We start from the raw sequence: 15058 nt of genomic DNA, 5'->3' as shown, positions 1-15058 counted from the left end.
GAACCGGCCACGGTCAGCTGAAGAGCTTCACGACGACCCAGATGATGAGCACCCAGGAGGCGATCCCCGCGAGGGTGACGGCGATGAGACCGCGGAGGCGGTATCGCTTGCCGGGTGGGTCGGACTCGTTGCTCACTCATGCTCCACGGCAGGGCAGTGGGTCGATCCTTGTGACTGCCTGATACCCCTCCGTGATCCTCGGTGACGCGCGACGGCACAAATGCATGAAGGTGTATCGGTCAGGTCTGGATCGCCGCAGCACCCGATCGGACGTGCGAAAACGTTCTTGTCGGAGCCGGAGCCGGAGCCGGAGCCGGAGCCGAGTGCCGGATCGCGGCGTGACGCGCGAGCGCCCCCCGGCGTACGGGCACATGCCGTACGCCGGGGGGCGCGGGGAGCCTGTCGGCGTCGGAGCGGACGCCTGAGGAACCGTTTACCGAGTGGTGCTCACAGGAACGCGCGACGGTCGGCGTGCAGACGCTGCGAGAGCCGTACGGTGATGAACTCGTCGTTGTCCGCCTGGCCCGGCGTGCGGCCGGAGGAGAACGGGAAGTTGTTGTCGTTCAGGACGGCCACGGTCTGGTCGTCGAGCAGGGTCACGTCCTCGATGGTCTGGAACGGGAACCGGAACGTCTTGCCGAAGCCGCCGAGGCCCTTCGGGTTGGCGAGGTCGAGCAGGTCCGCGACCAGGGTCTTGTCCATGACGCCGTCGTGGTCACGGTCACGGGTGTCGGCCACGTACAGGCGCTTGAGCTTGGCGGCGTCGCCCTGCTCGTTGTCCCGCTCGATGATCAGGAACCGGTGGTCGTCGATGGAGATGGCGTCGCCGATGGAGTTGCCGGGAGCCTCGAGGCGGTAGATGAAGCGCTTGCCGGTGTAGCGGCCCTTGCGCAGGTCGAACTGGTTCATCCGCAGGTCGCCGGGGGTGTCGCCGGCCACCGTGCCCTCGAGGAGCGGGTAGAGGTAGTGGCCGTCGATCCCGCGGGCCATGCCCTCGTAGCCCTTGCTGCTGTTGAGGTTCGGCTGCCCGCCGTTCAGGTACGGGTTCTCCGGAGCCTTCACACCCTCGAGGGGGATCGGGGCCTGGAGGAGCTTGCCGGTCCGCGAGAAGTGCAGGAGGAACGGCCCGAACTCGTCACCGATCCAGTACGTGCCGTCGAAGGCGCGCACGATCGACTCGACGTCGAAGTCGGAGCCGGTCAGCACCCGGTCGGACCGGGTGAGCGCGAAGGGCACCTTGTGGTCGGGGTCGCTCAGGTTGAAGCCGCCGAGCACCTTGACCTTGCCGGTCCTGGTGTCGGGCTTGATGTGGTGGACGCGGAGGAGGAAGTCGGCGCTGTTGGCCTTGTTGCCGTAGCCGTTGTCCGACAGCACGTTGTACGTGCCGTCGTGGTTGTCGATGACCCCGCTGAAGCCCTGAACAGGCTGCCCGGGGAAGGGCACGGGGACGCCGTTGACCGGCCCCGGTCCGGCGAGCGCGCCGGAGGGCAGGCTGCCGGGGACGTAGGTCTGCGCCGGGAGCGATGCGAAACCGGTCAGCGTGGCCCGGCCGTGCGCCGTGTGAGAGGAGTCCGCCACGGCGGGGGTGGCGAGCCCGGCAGCCAGCGCGAGGGCGCCAAACATGATCGAGATTCGTTTCATGTGGCGCACGTTAGAAAGGCCGGATGACGGGCGCTCCAACATGAGGCGACGGGAGGCCGAACCGTGGCCCGGCCGTCGCGGTTAGGGTACGGAAGTATGCGGATCTTCAATGACCTCGCCGAACTGAAGGCGGCAAAGGGCGAACATCTGGGATACACGGGCTGGCGGGAGATCACGCAGGAGCGGGTGAACGGCTTCGCCGACGCCACCGATGATCACCAGTGGATCCACGTGGACGTCGACCGCGCCAAGGAGGGTCTCTTCGGCTCGACGATCGCCCACGGGTACCTGTCGCTCGCGCTGATCCCCTCGTTCACCAGCGAACTGTTCCGCGTCGACGGACTGAAGATGGGGATCAACTACGGGCTGAACAAGGTCAGGTTCGCCCGGCCCGTGCCGGTCGGCTCGCGGATCCGGGCGGGCGCGGAGATCATCGACGTGAAGGGCACCCCCTCCGGGACGCTGGCGAGCTTGCGGGTCGTCATCGAGGTCGAGGGCCTCGACAAACCCGCATGTATCGCCGAGACCCTCTCCCTGCTCGTCGCGGAGTCCTGACCGCTTCGCCTCCTGCTCGATCGGGGGCTTGGGAGCCGGAAGGATCTTGAGTTGGGCCGGCCCGGGGGTTGCCGGACGGCAAAGTTATTGGCTCTGGCAGGGGTACGGGGTCTGGTAGAGTTCTTGTCGTCGCACTGCCTTGCAGGTCAGGGCATCGAGACACGCGGCCGTAGCTCAATGGATAGAGCATCTGACTACGGATCAGAAGGTTGGGGTTTCGAGTACCTCCGGCCGCACCCAGCAAAGAAGGCCCCTGAACAGGCAATACGCCGTCAGGGGCCTTCTTGTGCGTTAGATCATTTGGGCAGTTTGCTAACACCCTTGCTAACAGGGGTGGCTTGCGGTGTCTACGACACGCGAAGCCGTTCGGCATGGAGGCTGTGGGCCCGAGCCCGGCCGCTGGGAATCATGGGCCCGCAGGGGGATGAGGAAGGCGGGTATCCGGAAGCGGCACGAGGGCAAGGCGCTGGAAGGCATCGGCACCTTCGAGCAGGCGCCGACTACCAGGGGGCTGCCGCCGCCACGAATTGGCGCGTATGACTTCCGTTACGAGCCTGTATGCCCCATTATTTCGCCGGTGCGTGATGCAGTCGGGTCAGGTGAGAGCGATGCTCTGGCTACCGGCGTCGATTCGCGGCGACAGGGACTCGTGGTATTCGAGTCGGCGAAGGAACCGACCGGGGTTCAGCGACTCTGGGCGGACCCGGTCGACGTGTCGGCTGCGGTGGTCGCCGCGCAGCGCGGCGACGAGGGTGCCTTCCGCGTGATCTACCAGGTCGTCCAACCTGGCCTGCTGCGATATCTGCGGGTCCTGGTGGGCGAGGACGCTGAGGACGTGGCGTCCGAGGCATGGCTGCAGATCGCCCGCGACCTCGGGTCGTTCCGGGGGGACTCCGACGGGTTCCGCGGTTGGGCGGCGACGATCGCCCGTCACCGCGCCCTGGACCATCTGCGCCGTGAGCGTCGCAGGTCCGGCCTGAGCGTGCCGATCGAGCAGATGGCGGACCGACCAAGCGACAACGACACCGCTAGGTCCGCGCTCGACGCGTTGGCGTCCGACGCGGCGCTCGCGCTGATCGCGCGGTTGCCTCGTGACCAGGCCGAGGCGGTGCTCCTGCGCGTGGTGATGGGGCTGGACGCGCAGACGGCCGGGCAGGTGCTGGGCAAGCGGGCCGGGGCGGTTCGGACGGCGGCCTACCGCGGGCTCCGCAAGCTCGCCAAACTCCTTGAACGCTCCGGTACGGCCCGTCCGGAGGGGTCCGGCTGGGGCGTCACTGGAGCCGATGGAGAAGGCGACACGACGCAGTGAACGGGAGGAGTGACACAAACGAGGGCTTCGACGCTGAAGGACATGAGATGAGCACTCACCGATCCCACCGAATCGACCGTTTCACCGCAGAGCGCCTGCTGCGCGGTGAAACGGCCGGTCCGGATCAGCTGGCCAAGTTGCTCGCCGCCGCGGCCGCCCCGGCCGAGCGTGGCGAGCTGGCCGGCGAGGAGGCGGCCGTGGCGGCCTTCCGGGAGGCCCATCTCGTCCCTGCCCTTCAGCCAAGGAAACGATCAATGATCAAGACGGCATTGCTGAAATTCGTCACGCTCAAGGTGGCCGCCGCGGCGCTCAGCGCCACCGCCGTGGGCGGCGTCGCGCTCGCCGCCGGCACCGGTCACCTGCCCGAATCTCTGGGCGGCCCCGCGCCGAGCGTCCGGCCGACTGCAACTCACGACACCGGTAAGGCCCCTACGGCTGGCGACAAACACCCCAGCGCTTCCTCGTCCTCGTCCTCGTCCTCGTCGCCGTCGCCGTCGCCGTCCCCGTCTCTGGTCGGCCTCTGCCGCGCTTACCAGGCCGGTGCCGGCGACAACCCTGGCAAGGCCCTCGACAACCCGGCCTTCACCCACCTGATCACCGTCGCCGGCGGCAAGGACAAGGTCGCGGCCTATTGCGCGGACCGTCTCAAGACCCGTGCCGGCAAGGCTCCGGCCTCCCACCCGACCGGGGCGCCCAAGACCCACCCGACCGGGGCGCCCAAGATCCACCCGACCGGGGCGCCCAAGACCCACCCGACCGGCGCGCCGTCCACCCGCCCCGGCCATTAGCCCGTACCACGGACGGGCATCGGCCTCCTCGTTTCGGCCGCCGCCATCCGGCCAAGGCCGACGTTCCTGAAGCATGGGATACATCCCCGAACCCGTGCCTTCGGGCACTCCGGCCCTACCGGATCGAGCCGTACTGCTCTGAACAGCCGGACTCCGGTCCAACGTGTATCAAACCTATTATTTCGGACGCTTCTTAACGTCCTTCAAGGGAGCTTTGACATGGTCACCGCGATGCGAGCAGCGCTGGCATTCGGCCTTCTGGCCGGGTTCTACGTGCTCGTCGCCGCCGTCCTCGGAGTCGCTGCGGTATTCGACGTCCTCGCCGTCCAGCACCTCTCCTCCGGTGCGTTGAAGATCGCCATTGTTCTCACGCTGGCCGCTCTGGCGTTGCTGCGCGGCCTCATCCTGGTCAACAGGCGCAGGTCGCACGCGGAGCCGGGCGTCGCCGTAATCCGTGAGCAGGAGCCGGTGCTCTGGCGTACGGTCGAGGAACTGGCGGCGGTGGTGCGCACCCGTCCTCCGGACGAGATCCGGTTTGTGGCCGAGGTGAACGCGGCGGTGAGTGAGGACACGAGCTGGCTCGGGTTGCGGGCGGGCCGCCGCCGTATGTACATCGGCATGCCTCTGCTGATGACGCTCACCGCGGACGAGATGCGCGCGGTGCTGGGGCACGAACTCGGCCACTACAGCGGTGCGCACACCCGTCTGGGGGCGCCGGTGTACCGGGGTCGCATCGCCGTGCTCGCGGCGGTCCAATCGCTCGGCAACCACGCCTGGATCCAGAAGATCTTCTTCGCTTACGCCAAGCTCTTCCTGCGCGTCTCCCAGACCGTCTCGCGTAACCAGGAACTGGAGGCCGACGAATTCGCCGTCGCTATCGCGGGACGTGAGGCCGCTGGGAACGCCCTGCGCAAGGTGCACGGCACGGCCGACGTGTGGAACCTGTTCATCGACCGGTACGTCGGCATGACCGGCATGGCGGCAAGCCGTCCGGCGAACCTGTTCGGCGGCTTCCACGCCCTCGTCGACGCCCACGTGACGGAGATCGCCCAGGCGGATGGGGCAGGCGAGGAGACCAGTCCGTACGATTCGCACCCGAGCCTGCGCGAGCGGCTCGACGCGATCACGGCCTTGGCCGATGCGCCGCGCGAACGCGATGGCCGTCCGGCGCTGGTCCTCCTCCGCGATCCGGCGATCGCCGCGAATGCCGTGGAGCAGACCTTCTGGACCGACGAGGCGCTCCGACTGCGCCCGCTGCCATGGGAGGAGATGGTCGCCCAGGGCATGTACGCGGGCGTCAACGAGGAGGCGGTGCACGACCTGTCCGTCGCGGGTCAGCGGGTCGTCGGTGCGCGCGAGCCGTTCCTGGACGCCGCGCTGGAAGCGCTGGCCCGGGGCCGGGCCGCCGCCCTCCACGACGAGCTGATCCGGCTGAACTGGCGTCCGTCGCCGGACCTGGTGGCCAAGGTCCTGGCCCGCGCGATCGAGGGCGTACTGATCAGCCACGGTAAGGCCCGGTGGACGCTGTCCTGGACGGGTCCTGCCAAGCTGCTCGACCCGGTGGGCAACGAGGTCGACATCAACCAGTACGCCGCGCGGGTCGTGGCCGATCCCGCGGCCGTCGCGAGCCTGCGTGGCTGGTTCACCCAGATGGGCATCCCCGTCGACTACCGTCCTCCGATGCCCGTCGGCAACTGACGGACGAGGGCGTCCTTGGGGAGTCGAACCCCAGACCTTCTGTCTACCAGGGCAGCCCGGATCGGTTCGCCGCCACGGTCTTCACCCTGATTTGGGCACGGGGAGCCTCCGCTGGGTTCCGACTCGTCTGACTAGTAGCAGTATGTCGCCTGCAAATTCCCTGAAAGAGAGAAATGGTGCGCCTGATCCTCGCTACCGCAATCGTGGTCCTGCCCGTGGTCGTCGGTGGATGCAGCTTCGTCGACGGTGGCGAGCCCCCGTCCGTCAGCAAGCCACCGGTCCCACCGCCGTCTCCGACTCCCGCCCTCAGCGAGAAGGCCGCCCAGAGCGTGATCAAGCGCTACATGCAGGGGATCAACGCCGCGAACGGCAAGTTGAACAGCAGCCTTGCGAGCAAGGTGGAGAGCGGTTCCGCGCACCAGATCCACAACGCCCAGTACAAGGTGTTCAAGCGGAACGGGCTGAACTTCGGCCCGGTGAAGTACACGTCGGGGTTGGCTGCGGCACCGAAGTTCTCCGGCTATCCCAAATGGTTCTTCGCCGCAGCCACCGATAGCGGGTCGAAGCCCGCCACGCGGGACATCCTGCTGTTCGTCCAGGAGCGGGCGGGCGCCCCGTGGCGGGTGGCGTATGCGCCGTTCTCGAGGAAGGCGACGGGACCCATAGCCTCCGGAGTCGACGTCGCGGACTTCCCCGATGTGGTGCCGGCCGGTGATCCCGGCCTTGTGGTCCCACCGAGCAAGGTCGCCCCGGCGCTGGCAGAAGTCATCACCCGTGGCACACGCAGTGCCTGGGCGAAGCAGTTCGACTTCGGCCGGCTGGTCAAGAGCCAGTACCAAGGACTCCTCAACACCCGCAAGGCGTACGTGGGGAACAACTGGACAGGGACAAGCCGGGCGGTTGCCGCCAAAACCCCCATCTATGCCGTTCGCACGAAAACAGGCGGCGCCTTGGCCTGGTTCGGAATCGACGTCAACGCGTCCTATCGCGGCAAGGACAACGCAGCGGGCATGACGTGGAAGAGCGCCGATTTCGGCGACTTCCAGAAAGGCTTCGGGATCCCCTCGACGGTCAGATCGTCCATCACGAGCGTAGAGCGCAACGAGATACTGGCCTACATCCCTCCGAAGGGCAAAGGAAAGGTCCAGATCATCGCGAACCGATGGTTTCCGGTGTCTGTGAAGGGTCGCTGACGCGTCCGGCCAACCGAATCCCCCTGGCTCCACCGGTAGCAGAGACCGGTTCCGATCCTCGGGACCGGCCCTTCCAGATCTCCAGCGAACCGCTGCTGACCATCTACTCGCGACTCGATCTCTGGAAGCCACCCGCCTCGGCCGGTCTTCTGGGCCAGCTTGGAGAACAGGTGCGGGAAGGTATCCGGGTCGGACGGGTTGCCGAGAAGCGTCGGAGACCATGTCCACCTACTCCGACTCGTCCAGCAGAAGGCACCAAGCCGCAAGATCGCGTCGCGCTTACGTCAGATGTCTTGCCTTCCGGACGGGCACCCAGGGCAGTTGGCCGAACGGCTTGTAGGAGCTGAGCGCGACGGTCACGATCAGCACGCCGCACGCACCCCCGGAGTCCTTGACCAGCGCGAACGGGTCAGCGAGAGCTCGACCGGCGAGTGCCGTGGCGGCAGCGTCTTCGAGGGTGGGCACAAGGACGAACAGGGCCAGGAGGGTGCCGCCGGCGGTGAGCAGGAACTTGAGGAGCACCCACCAGTGGCGTAGCACCCCCCACGGAGTGAGCAGGCCCAGCGCAAGGCCGGTGGTGAGTGAGAGCAGCGCCAGGGGGACGATGAGCGCCAGGCCCAGCAGGTGCGCGGCCGGATAGATGATCACAGGGTCGGTTCCCTGCCAGCCGGCGATGACGAGAGCGAGGATGGCGGAGTCGGCGCCCAGCAGCCCCACCGAACTGATCACATGCAAGGTGCGCAGGGCCTTGCGCCACGGCGGGGACAGCCGAGCCCCGGGCCGCTGCCGCGCTCCGACCGTCCCGCGCGCGTCAGGCGGCCTCGACCTGCCGGGGGATGCCTGCGCGCCTTGTCCCCTGTCCACTGGAACTCCCTCTGAGTTGATTGCCGGATTCGCTGGGCCACGCCCGGCCAACCGAACCGTCAGCCGGGCGTGCCGTGGGGGTTCAGTTGCCGTTCCAGAAGGCGCAGTCATGCTCGGTGGCGAGGTCCACCTGCCGGATGCCGTCCGGCCCGGAAGCGAGCGAGAGCGTGGCGCCACCACCGGAGCGGTAGGCCGGCCACCGCGGCAGCCCGGGACCGTTGGGGTCGCCGGTCGCGGCGAAGCGCGTCCAGTAGGCGATCATGTCGCGTGACAGCTCCTGCTTCGCAGGGGTGGTGAGCGGCGTGCCTTGGCCGTCCAGGAGGTAGGGCACGTCGGTGCCGTGCGCGGCGCCGAGCGGGAGACCGACGATCTGCTGTCCAGAGTCTTCGGCGAACTCGAATTCGTATACCGGCATATGGCGGGCCGCCGCCTCGGCGGCGGGAATCTGGGAGCAGGCGCCGAGCTTACGGCCCCAGTCGCTCAGGACGGTGGCCAGCGCCAGGCTTGGGGTGGCGAAGCGGCCGAGCGGATAGCGATCGAGCACGGCTCTGGCGTCGTCGCCCATGAGGTCGAGGAGGATCTGCGGGTACTGCTGCGCCGTTACGGGCAGACCCTGTGCGTCGAACTGCACGGCGACGAAGGGACGCATTTCATCATGGGTGCCGCCCTGGATCAGCGGCACCCGCGCGGTGCGCGCGCGGCGCAGCGCGTCAAGCGGCTGCAGCGGAAGCGCGGGCGTGCCCGCGGTGAAGATCCAGGGCATGTCGCCGATGCGGGCGGTCGCGGTGAAGACCCGGTCGGAGCCGATGGGCAGCAGATCCATCACGGGCTTTGCCCGCAGGCAGGCCAGCACCTGCGTCGTACACCCGAGGTCGGATGCGATCTTCGTGGCCCGTGCCCGGGCCTCCTTGAGGGTGACGAAGTCGTTGCCGCAGGGACCGCTCTGCACGATCGCCTTCTGGAACAGCCCTCGTGAGCCCGGCGCTTCGAGATGGGCGCACACGCTGAAGCCGCCGGCCGACTCGCCGAAGATCGTGACGTTGGCGGGGTCACCGCCGAAGGCCGCGATGTTGCTCTTCACCCAGCGCAGCGCGGCCTGCTGGTCCGCAAGCGCGTAGTTGCCCGCGTACGGGTCGCGCAGGTCGGGATGGGCCAGATAGCCCAGAGCTCCCAGCCGGTAGTTGAGGGTCACCGTGATGACCTTCCCCTGCGTGGTCAGTCGGGTCGCGTCGTAGTCGCTGCCCGCGCCCTGCACAAACCCTCCGCCGTGGATCCAGACCATGACCGGAAGCGGCCCGGTCGAGCGCGCAGCGGGCGTGGTGACGTTGAGGAAGAGGCAGTTCTCGTTGCCGACCACCTTGGGTGGCCGGCCGGGGGTGCTGCCGTCGAGTTGGGGACAGGGGCTGCCGGGTTTGGTGGCGTCGCGCACGCCCGTCCACACCGGAGCGCGGCCCGGGGGTTGCCAGCGCCGCGCGCCGGTCGGCGGCGCGGCGTAGGGGATGCCGGAGAAGGTCCGGACGTCTGAGGTGACGACACCCCCCAGGGTGCCCTCGGTGGTGTGCACGGTGGCCCTTTGGGGAGCACCCGACGCCTGCGCATGCGTTGTCCCCGGCAGCAAGGCTACGGCGGCGGCCAAGATCAGCAATGGGAACCTTATTCGCATGGAGACAGCGTTTCGATCCTCCCGCCGTTTCGCGTCGTCTCCCTGATGTCCCCGCGACTACACCCCCCGTCGTACGAGTCGGCCGGAGCGAACCGACCCACTTCATCGTCGCGCCATCAGCATGCCATCAGCCGTGGTCGCCGCCGTCGCGCGTGCCGTCTCCGGGATACGCGGTTCCGCAGCCGCTGACAAGGGTCACGATCGTCATCTGACAAGACCCGCCTGATTCCTCCGGTTGACGCATTCCGATATCGGCATATGATGCTGCCCATGGCACGAGCAGCGACGACGTCGGACGTCTTCAACGCGATCGCCGAGCCGCAGCGCCGGGAGATCCTGTTGCTGCTGCGGGCGGGTGAGCGGCCGGTGACCGAGTTGGCCCAGGAGCTGGGGATGACCCAGCCGGGGGCGTCCAAACACCTGCGGGTGCTCCGGGAGGTCGGGCTGGTGCGGGACCGCAAGGCAGGCAAGCAGCGCCTGTACGGCCTTGACGCCCGCGGGCTGCGACCGGTCCACGAGTGGACCGGCGGGTTCGAGCGGTTCTGGAACGAGAGCTTCGACCGGCTGGACGCGTACGTGCAGGACCTCAAGCAGGCAAGGCAGGAGGAGTAACCGATGGCAGCGATAGGACGGGACGCGCCGGCGCAGTCAGCGACGGCCGACCGCGAGATCGTGATCTCCCGGGTCATCAGTGCCCCACGGGAGCTGGTGTTCGAGGCGTTCACCGAAGTCCGGCATCTGTCGCAATGGTGGGGACCGGAGGGGTTCACCACCACCACGCGGGCGTTCGAGTTCCGCGTCGGCGCGGAGTGGGACTTCGTGATGCACGGACCGGACGGGACGGACTACCAGGAGTGGATCTCCTGGACCGAGATCGCCCCGCCGGAGCGGATCGCGCTGCTGCACGGCGAGTCCCGCGGCGACCCGAACGCCTTCGAGTCAGTCATCACGTTCGCGCCCGACGGCGCGGTGACCCGGATCGAGATGCGCACGGTGTTCCCCACCAAGGAGTTGCGCGACGAGGCGGTCGAGAAGTACCACGCGATCGAGGGCGGCCGGCAGACCCTGAGCAACCTGGCTGCCTACGTCACCGAGATCGTTCGGAAGTGAGTTGAGGGATGGCCGGAAAGGTGTTCTTCAGCGTGTCGATGTCGCTGGACGGCTTCGTCGCGCCCGAGTCCGTGCCCGTCGGCGACTTCTTCGCCCCCGAGAAGCAGGACGACCCGGACGTTCAGCGCTGGATGGCACAGTGGACGGAGCTGCAGCAGTGGCTGTTCCCGCTGCGGTTCATCCGGGAGAACCTGAAGCTGGGCGAGGGCGGCGAGGAGGGCCGCGACAACGACGTGGCGCGGGAGACGTTCGAGCGCACCGGCGCGAGCGTGATGGGCAAGCGCATGTTCGACCTCGGCGAGCAGATGTGGCCGGAGGAGGCGCCGTTCCACACGCCGGTCTTCGTCGTGACGCACGAGAAGCGTGACCCCTGGGAGCGGCCGGGTGGGACCACGTTCCACTTCGTCGACGACGGCATCGAGACCGCGCTCGACCAGGCCCGCGAGGCCGCCGGCGACCGCGACGTCCGCATCGCGGGCGGCGGCGCGACGATCCTGAAGTACGTGAACGCCTGCCTGGTCGACGAGTTCTCGATCGCGCTCTCACCCGTGCTGTTCGGCTCCGGAATCCGCCTGTTCGAGGGCGTGGACGCGGGCCGCGTGGCCCTGGAGCCGGTCCGCGCGGAGCCGACGCAGCGGGTGACCCACCTGACCTACGCGGTCCGGGAGCGGTAACTGTCTCGACCTCGGCGCTCGCCCGCCGAGGTGCTGACAGGCCTCAGCGCACGTCGACGTAGTCCTGGGCGCTCGTCGCAGGCAGGTACACGGAAGTGCCCTGGTACTTGGCCATCCAGGAGCCGTCCTTGCGCGCCTTGAAGCCCTTGTGCCACTTGCCGTGGCTGTCGGCGCCGGCAGTGCCCACGTAGGACCAGGTCTTCGACCCGTGTGCCCGGAAGTAGATGTTCACCTTGGCCTTGAGGGGGTGCCAGGCCGAGGTGTAGCGCTTCAAGACGCCGCTCACCGTGATCGTCTTACCCTTGCGCACCGGCTCCGGTTTCGCGTTGAGCGATGAGATCGCCGTCCGGTATTTCACCGTCGCGTGGGCGGTGGCGCTGACGGATTCGAGATTGCGGTGTTCCCAACCGTCGTAGACCAGCCTCCAGTAGCCGGATGACACGGCGGTCGCGCGCACCTGGAGCTGCCCGTTGGCGCCGGGGGTGCTCTGTCCCGCCCAGGACCAGTGTTTCTTGTCCTTGGAGAACTGCAGATCCACGTAGCCGGTCTTCACCGGAAGCGCCGCTCCCGTGGCGGTGCGCTTGGTCAGGAGCGCGCTCGCGGTGATCTGCGTACCCTTGCCGACCGGGTTCGGGGACAGCGCGAATCGGCTGATGGACGTGCGGTATTGGGAGACGATGACCCTGTCGACGCCCTTATTGGTAGGTGCATAGGGGCCGATTTCGAAACCGCCGTCCGACGTCCGCCGTACCGGGAAGGACACTGACCACTGGGTGGCCTGCGGTACGACCACCGACTTGGAGTAGCTCCCGTCCGATCCCGTCCGCGCCGTCGCGACAAGAGTGTTCTTCTGTGTGTCGGAGTCGTAGGTGTAGATGTCAAGATGCTGATCCGGAAGGCCCGCCCACCGACCAGCGGCGATCTCGCGTTCGAGCCGGCCGGTGACCCGAACGCTGTCGCCGATGACTTTCGGCTGGGAGGAGAAGCCGATGGACAGCCGGGTCTGCTGGGGGCGTAACCACAAATGGCCCCACGGGGACGTAGCGAGCCCGTAGTGCGCGCTTCCGTAGTAGAGCGCAACGGCATTGCGCTGGACTGCGTAAGTGCTGTTGGGCCCAAGACCCAGACGGACGGGGCTGGAGAACCTTCCGTTCGAGTCGGTCGTTCCCTCGCTGATGCAGTTGCCCTCGAGGGCCAGACACAGCGATGCGCCTGGTATCCCGTGTTCGCTGCCGTCCTTGTCCTCGTAGACCAGTCGCCCCGCGTAGGTCACGGTGTCGTGGTCGATGTCCACGCTGGACGGGGAGGCGGTGAACTCGCTGAACCGCGCCTTGGCACGCCTGTCGATGCTGCCGGCGGAGTTCCTGGTAAGCGTCGCGCCGGAAGCGTCGGTGGCGTCGACATCGACGTAGACGATGGCCGTTTCGAGCGAAACCGGCTGGGAAGTGCGCCAGATGCCGTCGGTGGCGGTTCCGCTGACCAGTTCGAAGTCCTCGACCGTCCCGAATGGGTCCTTGCCGTACAGCCGCAGCCTTGCCGTGATCTTGGTGATGCCGCTGTCCGAGGCCGCGCTCACCTCGATCTGTGTGCTCGACCCCGGCGTGGTGGCCTTCGCGGATCGGATCGTCAGCGCCCCGGCGGAGGCCGGGTGGGCGACGACGATCAGCATGGCGGCGAGCGCGATGCCTAAGAAGAGGGCGAACGGCCTGCGCCAGGAGGTGGCATGGTTCAACGGTGTCGGCACAGCGGTGAGACTACCAATGGATGATCAAGGTTTACATGCGGCCGCCAACGGGCCGAAGACGACCTCGAGCGCCTTTCCCCCGACGAGGGGTGGCCCGAGGTGGTGGCTTGCGAAGGCTACGGACGCCTGTCCGTCAGCGGAAGCCGGAGGACGAACCGGGCACCACACGGGGAGTCTTCGATCGTGAGGGTCCCGTTGTGGGCGTGGGCGATGTCGCGCGAGATGGCAAGGCCGAGCCCGCTGCCTCCCGGCTCCCTGCGCCGGCCCTCGTCCAGTCGGACGAAGCGCTCGAAGACGCGCTCTCGGTCCTGTGGCGCGATTCCAGCACCGTCGTCGCACACGGTGACGACGGCCGAGCCCTCCACTCGTCCCACGGTGACCTCGACCCTTCTGTCCGCGTGCCGCCGGGCGTTGACCAGGAGGTTGTCGATGACCCGGATCAGCTGGATCCGGTTGCCCAGAACGTTCACATCCCGGTCCGCGTCGACGTGGACCGGGACGCCACTCGCCATGGCCGCCACCTCCTTCGCCGCCAGCGCACCGAGGTCGATCGGCTCGTACGCGGCCGGCCCTCCGGCACGGAGGCGAGCCGACACCAGCAGGTCGTCGACGATCGTCTCCAGCCGATCGGTGACCGTCAGCGCCTCCCTGATGGTCACATGCGGGTCGACGTCGGCGGGGTAGAGCACCGCCTCCTCGAGCCGGGTGCGGAGACCGGCAAGCGGCGTTCTGAGCTCGTGAGAGGTGGAGGCGGCGAACCGGCGTTGCTCCTCGAACATGTTCGCGTTGTCCACGGCGAGCCCGGCCCGGCTGGCGATGTCGCCGATAAGGGATAGATCGGCCGAGTCGTACGCCGGGGAGGTCTCGTACCGAGCCAGGGTGAGCGCACCCAGCACCCGGCGCGGCGTACGCAGCGGCGCGACGATGACCGAATGGGCACCCAACTCCTCGTACGGCCGCCGGCGCTGACTGCTGCACTCCTCCGAGTCGATTCGCTCGGCCACGTCCTCAGGACCGAACAGCACCGCGGGGCCGCCGCGCAGCACTCGCGCCATCGGCGCCCGGGAGGTCTCCGGAAACGCCGGAAGCGGCCCCTCCCACTGCTTGCACTCGACACCGCTCCGGCCCTGCTTGACCACGACCGCCACCCTGTCCACGCTGTCACCGCTGGGGCCGAGCAGGTCGATCATCGCCCAGTCGGCCAGCCGGGGCACCACCAGACGCGACAGCCGCCGCAGCGCCTCATCCACCTTCAGGGTGGAGGCCAGCACGCTGCTGGTCTCGGCCATCAGCGACAACCGGTCGGTCAGCTTCTCCAGTGCCGCCAGGGCGATCGCCTGCTTGTGCTCCACGGCCTTGTGCCGCGACAGGTCGTAGAACAGGACCACCGAGCCCATGTCCTTCCCCCCGTCCAACGGGAGCGGGGCCGCCATCACGCCCACCGGGATAAGGCCTCCGGATCCGCGGGTGAACCACGCCTCCTCGCTGCGGACGTACACCCCCTCGGCGAACGCGGCCAGAATCTGGCAGTCCTCCCGGGGGATCGGGCTTCCGTCGGCGTTGCGGTGCAGCAGGTCGTGGGGGTCGACCCCGATCAACTGCCGTGCGGGACGATTGAGCAGCCTCTCGGCATACGGATTGACCAGGAGGATCTTCCCCGTGTGGTCGACCACGTACAGACCCACGCGCAGACCGTGGAACAGGGCTCTGACGAGTTCCGCGCTGAACCCATACCCCGCCCAGTCCTCCAGGCCGTCGCTGGCTGTCATGGCGGTTTTTCCCCCTTGCCCACCACCTGTGCAATCCGCCCAAACGGCGA

At 68.0% G+C, this 15058-nt stretch carries 14 protein-coding genes and 1 tRNA gene; 9 read left to right on the top strand and 6 right to left on the bottom strand.

Going from position 1 to position 15058, the window contains the following annotated elements; genetic code table 11:
• Positions 1-13 precede the first annotated feature (13 nt).
• Positions 14-136 (bottom strand): hypothetical protein, encoded by a 123-nt coding sequence (locus Pmi06nite_RS42555; RefSeq protein WP_275409553.1) that lies wholly within the window; start codon positions 134-136, stop codon positions 14-16.
• 311 nt (positions 137-447) lie between these two features.
• A complete protein-coding gene (locus Pmi06nite_RS09200; protein WP_239113776.1) occupies positions 448-1641 on the bottom strand; it encodes an esterase-like activity of phytase family protein in 1194 nt (397 codons plus the stop codon).
• 96 nt (positions 1642-1737) lie between these two features.
• Here Pmi06nite_RS09200 and Pmi06nite_RS09195 point away from each other — a divergent pair, with 96 nt between their 5' ends.
• From Pmi06nite_RS09195 to Pmi06nite_RS09170, 6 genes are all read left to right on the top strand, one after another.
• On the top strand, positions 1738-2196 hold the full coding sequence (locus Pmi06nite_RS09195) for a MaoC family dehydratase (RefSeq protein WP_203952475.1): 459 nt from the start codon (positions 1738-1740) through the stop codon (positions 2194-2196).
• Positions 2197-2359: 163 nt separating this feature from the next.
• Positions 2360-2432 (top strand) — tRNA-Arg (locus Pmi06nite_RS09190).
• A 413-nt stretch (positions 2433-2845) separates the two neighbouring features.
• Positions 2846-3505 (top strand): RNA polymerase sigma factor, encoded by a 660-nt coding sequence (locus tag Pmi06nite_RS09185; RefSeq protein ID WP_239113775.1) that lies wholly within the window; start codon positions 2846-2848, stop codon positions 3503-3505.
• Between the two features lie 47 nt (positions 3506-3552).
• Positions 3553-4293 (top strand): hypothetical protein, encoded by a 741-nt coding sequence (locus Pmi06nite_RS09180; RefSeq protein WP_203952473.1) that lies wholly within the window; start codon positions 3553-3555, stop codon positions 4291-4293.
• Positions 4294-4524: 231 nt separating this feature from the next.
• The gene (locus tag Pmi06nite_RS09175; RefSeq protein ID WP_203952472.1) at positions 4525-5991 is read left to right on the top strand and encodes a M48 family metallopeptidase; all 1467 of its coding nucleotides are present in this window, start codon (positions 4525-4527) and stop codon (positions 5989-5991) included.
• 173 nt (positions 5992-6164) lie between these two features.
• A complete protein-coding gene (locus Pmi06nite_RS09170; protein WP_203952471.1) occupies positions 6165-7184 on the top strand; it encodes a DUF8094 domain-containing protein in 1020 nt (339 codons plus the stop codon).
• A 279-nt stretch (positions 7185-7463) separates the two neighbouring features.
• On the opposite strand, the gene Pmi06nite_RS09165 is transcribed toward Pmi06nite_RS09170, so the two are convergent.
• Together Pmi06nite_RS09165 and Pmi06nite_RS09160 are read right to left on the bottom strand one after the other, a co-directional pair.
• Positions 7464-8048 (bottom strand): hypothetical protein, encoded by a 585-nt coding sequence (locus Pmi06nite_RS09165; protein WP_203952470.1) that lies wholly within the window; start codon positions 8046-8048, stop codon positions 7464-7466.
• An 82-nt stretch (positions 8049-8130) separates the two neighbouring features.
• On the bottom strand, positions 8131-9612 hold the full coding sequence (locus Pmi06nite_RS09160; RefSeq protein ID WP_203952469.1) for a carboxylesterase/lipase family protein: 1482 nt from the start codon (positions 9610-9612) through the stop codon (positions 8131-8133).
• 369 nt (positions 9613-9981) lie between these two features.
• Between Pmi06nite_RS09160 and Pmi06nite_RS09155 the strand changes: the two genes are divergently transcribed.
• From Pmi06nite_RS09155 to Pmi06nite_RS09145, 3 genes are read left to right on the top strand one after another with little or no spacing between them, the layout of a single operon-like run.
• Positions 9982-10323, top strand: coding sequence for an ArsR/SmtB family transcription factor (locus Pmi06nite_RS09155; protein WP_168509396.1), 342 nt, complete (start codon positions 9982-9984; stop codon positions 10321-10323).
• 3 nt (positions 10324-10326) lie between these two features.
• Positions 10327-10821 (top strand): SRPBCC family protein, encoded by a 495-nt coding sequence (locus tag Pmi06nite_RS09150; protein ID WP_203952468.1) that lies wholly within the window; start codon positions 10327-10329, stop codon positions 10819-10821.
• An 8-nt stretch (positions 10822-10829) separates the two neighbouring features.
• Positions 10830-11495: a dihydrofolate reductase family protein gene (locus tag Pmi06nite_RS09145; protein ID WP_203952467.1), complete on the top strand. Its 666-nt coding sequence runs from the start codon at positions 10830-10832 to the stop codon at positions 11493-11495.
• A gap of 43 nt (positions 11496-11538) precedes the next feature.
• Here Pmi06nite_RS09145 and Pmi06nite_RS09140 read toward each other — a convergent pair whose 3' ends face one another.
• Both Pmi06nite_RS09140 and Pmi06nite_RS09135 read right to left on the bottom strand, forming a co-directional pair.
• Complete coding sequence (locus tag Pmi06nite_RS09140) at positions 11539-13239, bottom strand: hypothetical protein (protein ID WP_203952466.1); 1701 nt, start codon at positions 13237-13239, stop codon at positions 11539-11541.
• Positions 13240-13355: 116 nt separating this feature from the next.
• On the bottom strand, positions 13356-15008 hold the full coding sequence (locus Pmi06nite_RS09135) for an ATP-binding protein (RefSeq protein WP_203952465.1): 1653 nt from the start codon (positions 15006-15008) through the stop codon (positions 13356-13358).
• Positions 15009-15058 lie beyond the last annotated feature (50 nt).

The organism is Planotetraspora mira (assembly GCF_016863275.1).
GTDB lineage: Bacteria > Actinomycetota > Actinomycetes > Streptosporangiales > Streptosporangiaceae > Planotetraspora > Planotetraspora mira.
Note: the sequence above shows the minus strand (reverse complement) of the source record. Positions and strands in the feature narration are given on the sequence as shown.

What these genes read in the sequence shown, in the direction of transcription:
- Pmi06nite_RS09175 (WP_203952472.1), top strand. Translation starts at nt 4,525, where the DNA reads ATGCGAGCAGCGCTGGCATTCGGCCTTCTGGCCGGGTTCTACGTGCTC.
- Pmi06nite_RS09200 (WP_239113776.1), bottom strand. Translation starts at nt 1,641, where the DNA reads ATGAAACGAATCTCGATCATGTTTGGCGCCCTCGCGCTGGCTGCCGGG.
- Pmi06nite_RS09155 (WP_168509396.1), top strand. Translation starts at nt 9,982, where the DNA reads ATGGCACGAGCAGCGACGACGTCGGACGTCTTCAACGCGATCGCCGAG.
- Pmi06nite_RS09180 (WP_203952473.1), top strand. Translation starts at nt 3,553, where the DNA reads ATGAGCACTCACCGATCCCACCGAATCGACCGTTTCACCGCAGAGCGC.
- Pmi06nite_RS09150 (WP_203952468.1), top strand. Translation starts at nt 10,327, where the DNA reads ATGGCAGCGATAGGACGGGACGCGCCGGCGCAGTCAGCGACGGCCGAC.
- Pmi06nite_RS09135 (WP_203952465.1), bottom strand. Translation starts at nt 15,008, where the DNA reads ATGACAGCCAGCGACGGCCTGGAGGACTGGGCGGGGTATGGGTTCAGC.
- Pmi06nite_RS09195 (WP_203952475.1), top strand. Translation starts at nt 1,738, where the DNA reads ATGCGGATCTTCAATGACCTCGCCGAACTGAAGGCGGCAAAGGGCGAA.
- Pmi06nite_RS09170 (WP_203952471.1), top strand. Translation starts at nt 6,165, where the DNA reads ATGGTGCGCCTGATCCTCGCTACCGCAATCGTGGTCCTGCCCGTGGTC.
- Pmi06nite_RS09145 (WP_203952467.1), top strand. Translation starts at nt 10,830, where the DNA reads ATGGCCGGAAAGGTGTTCTTCAGCGTGTCGATGTCGCTGGACGGCTTC.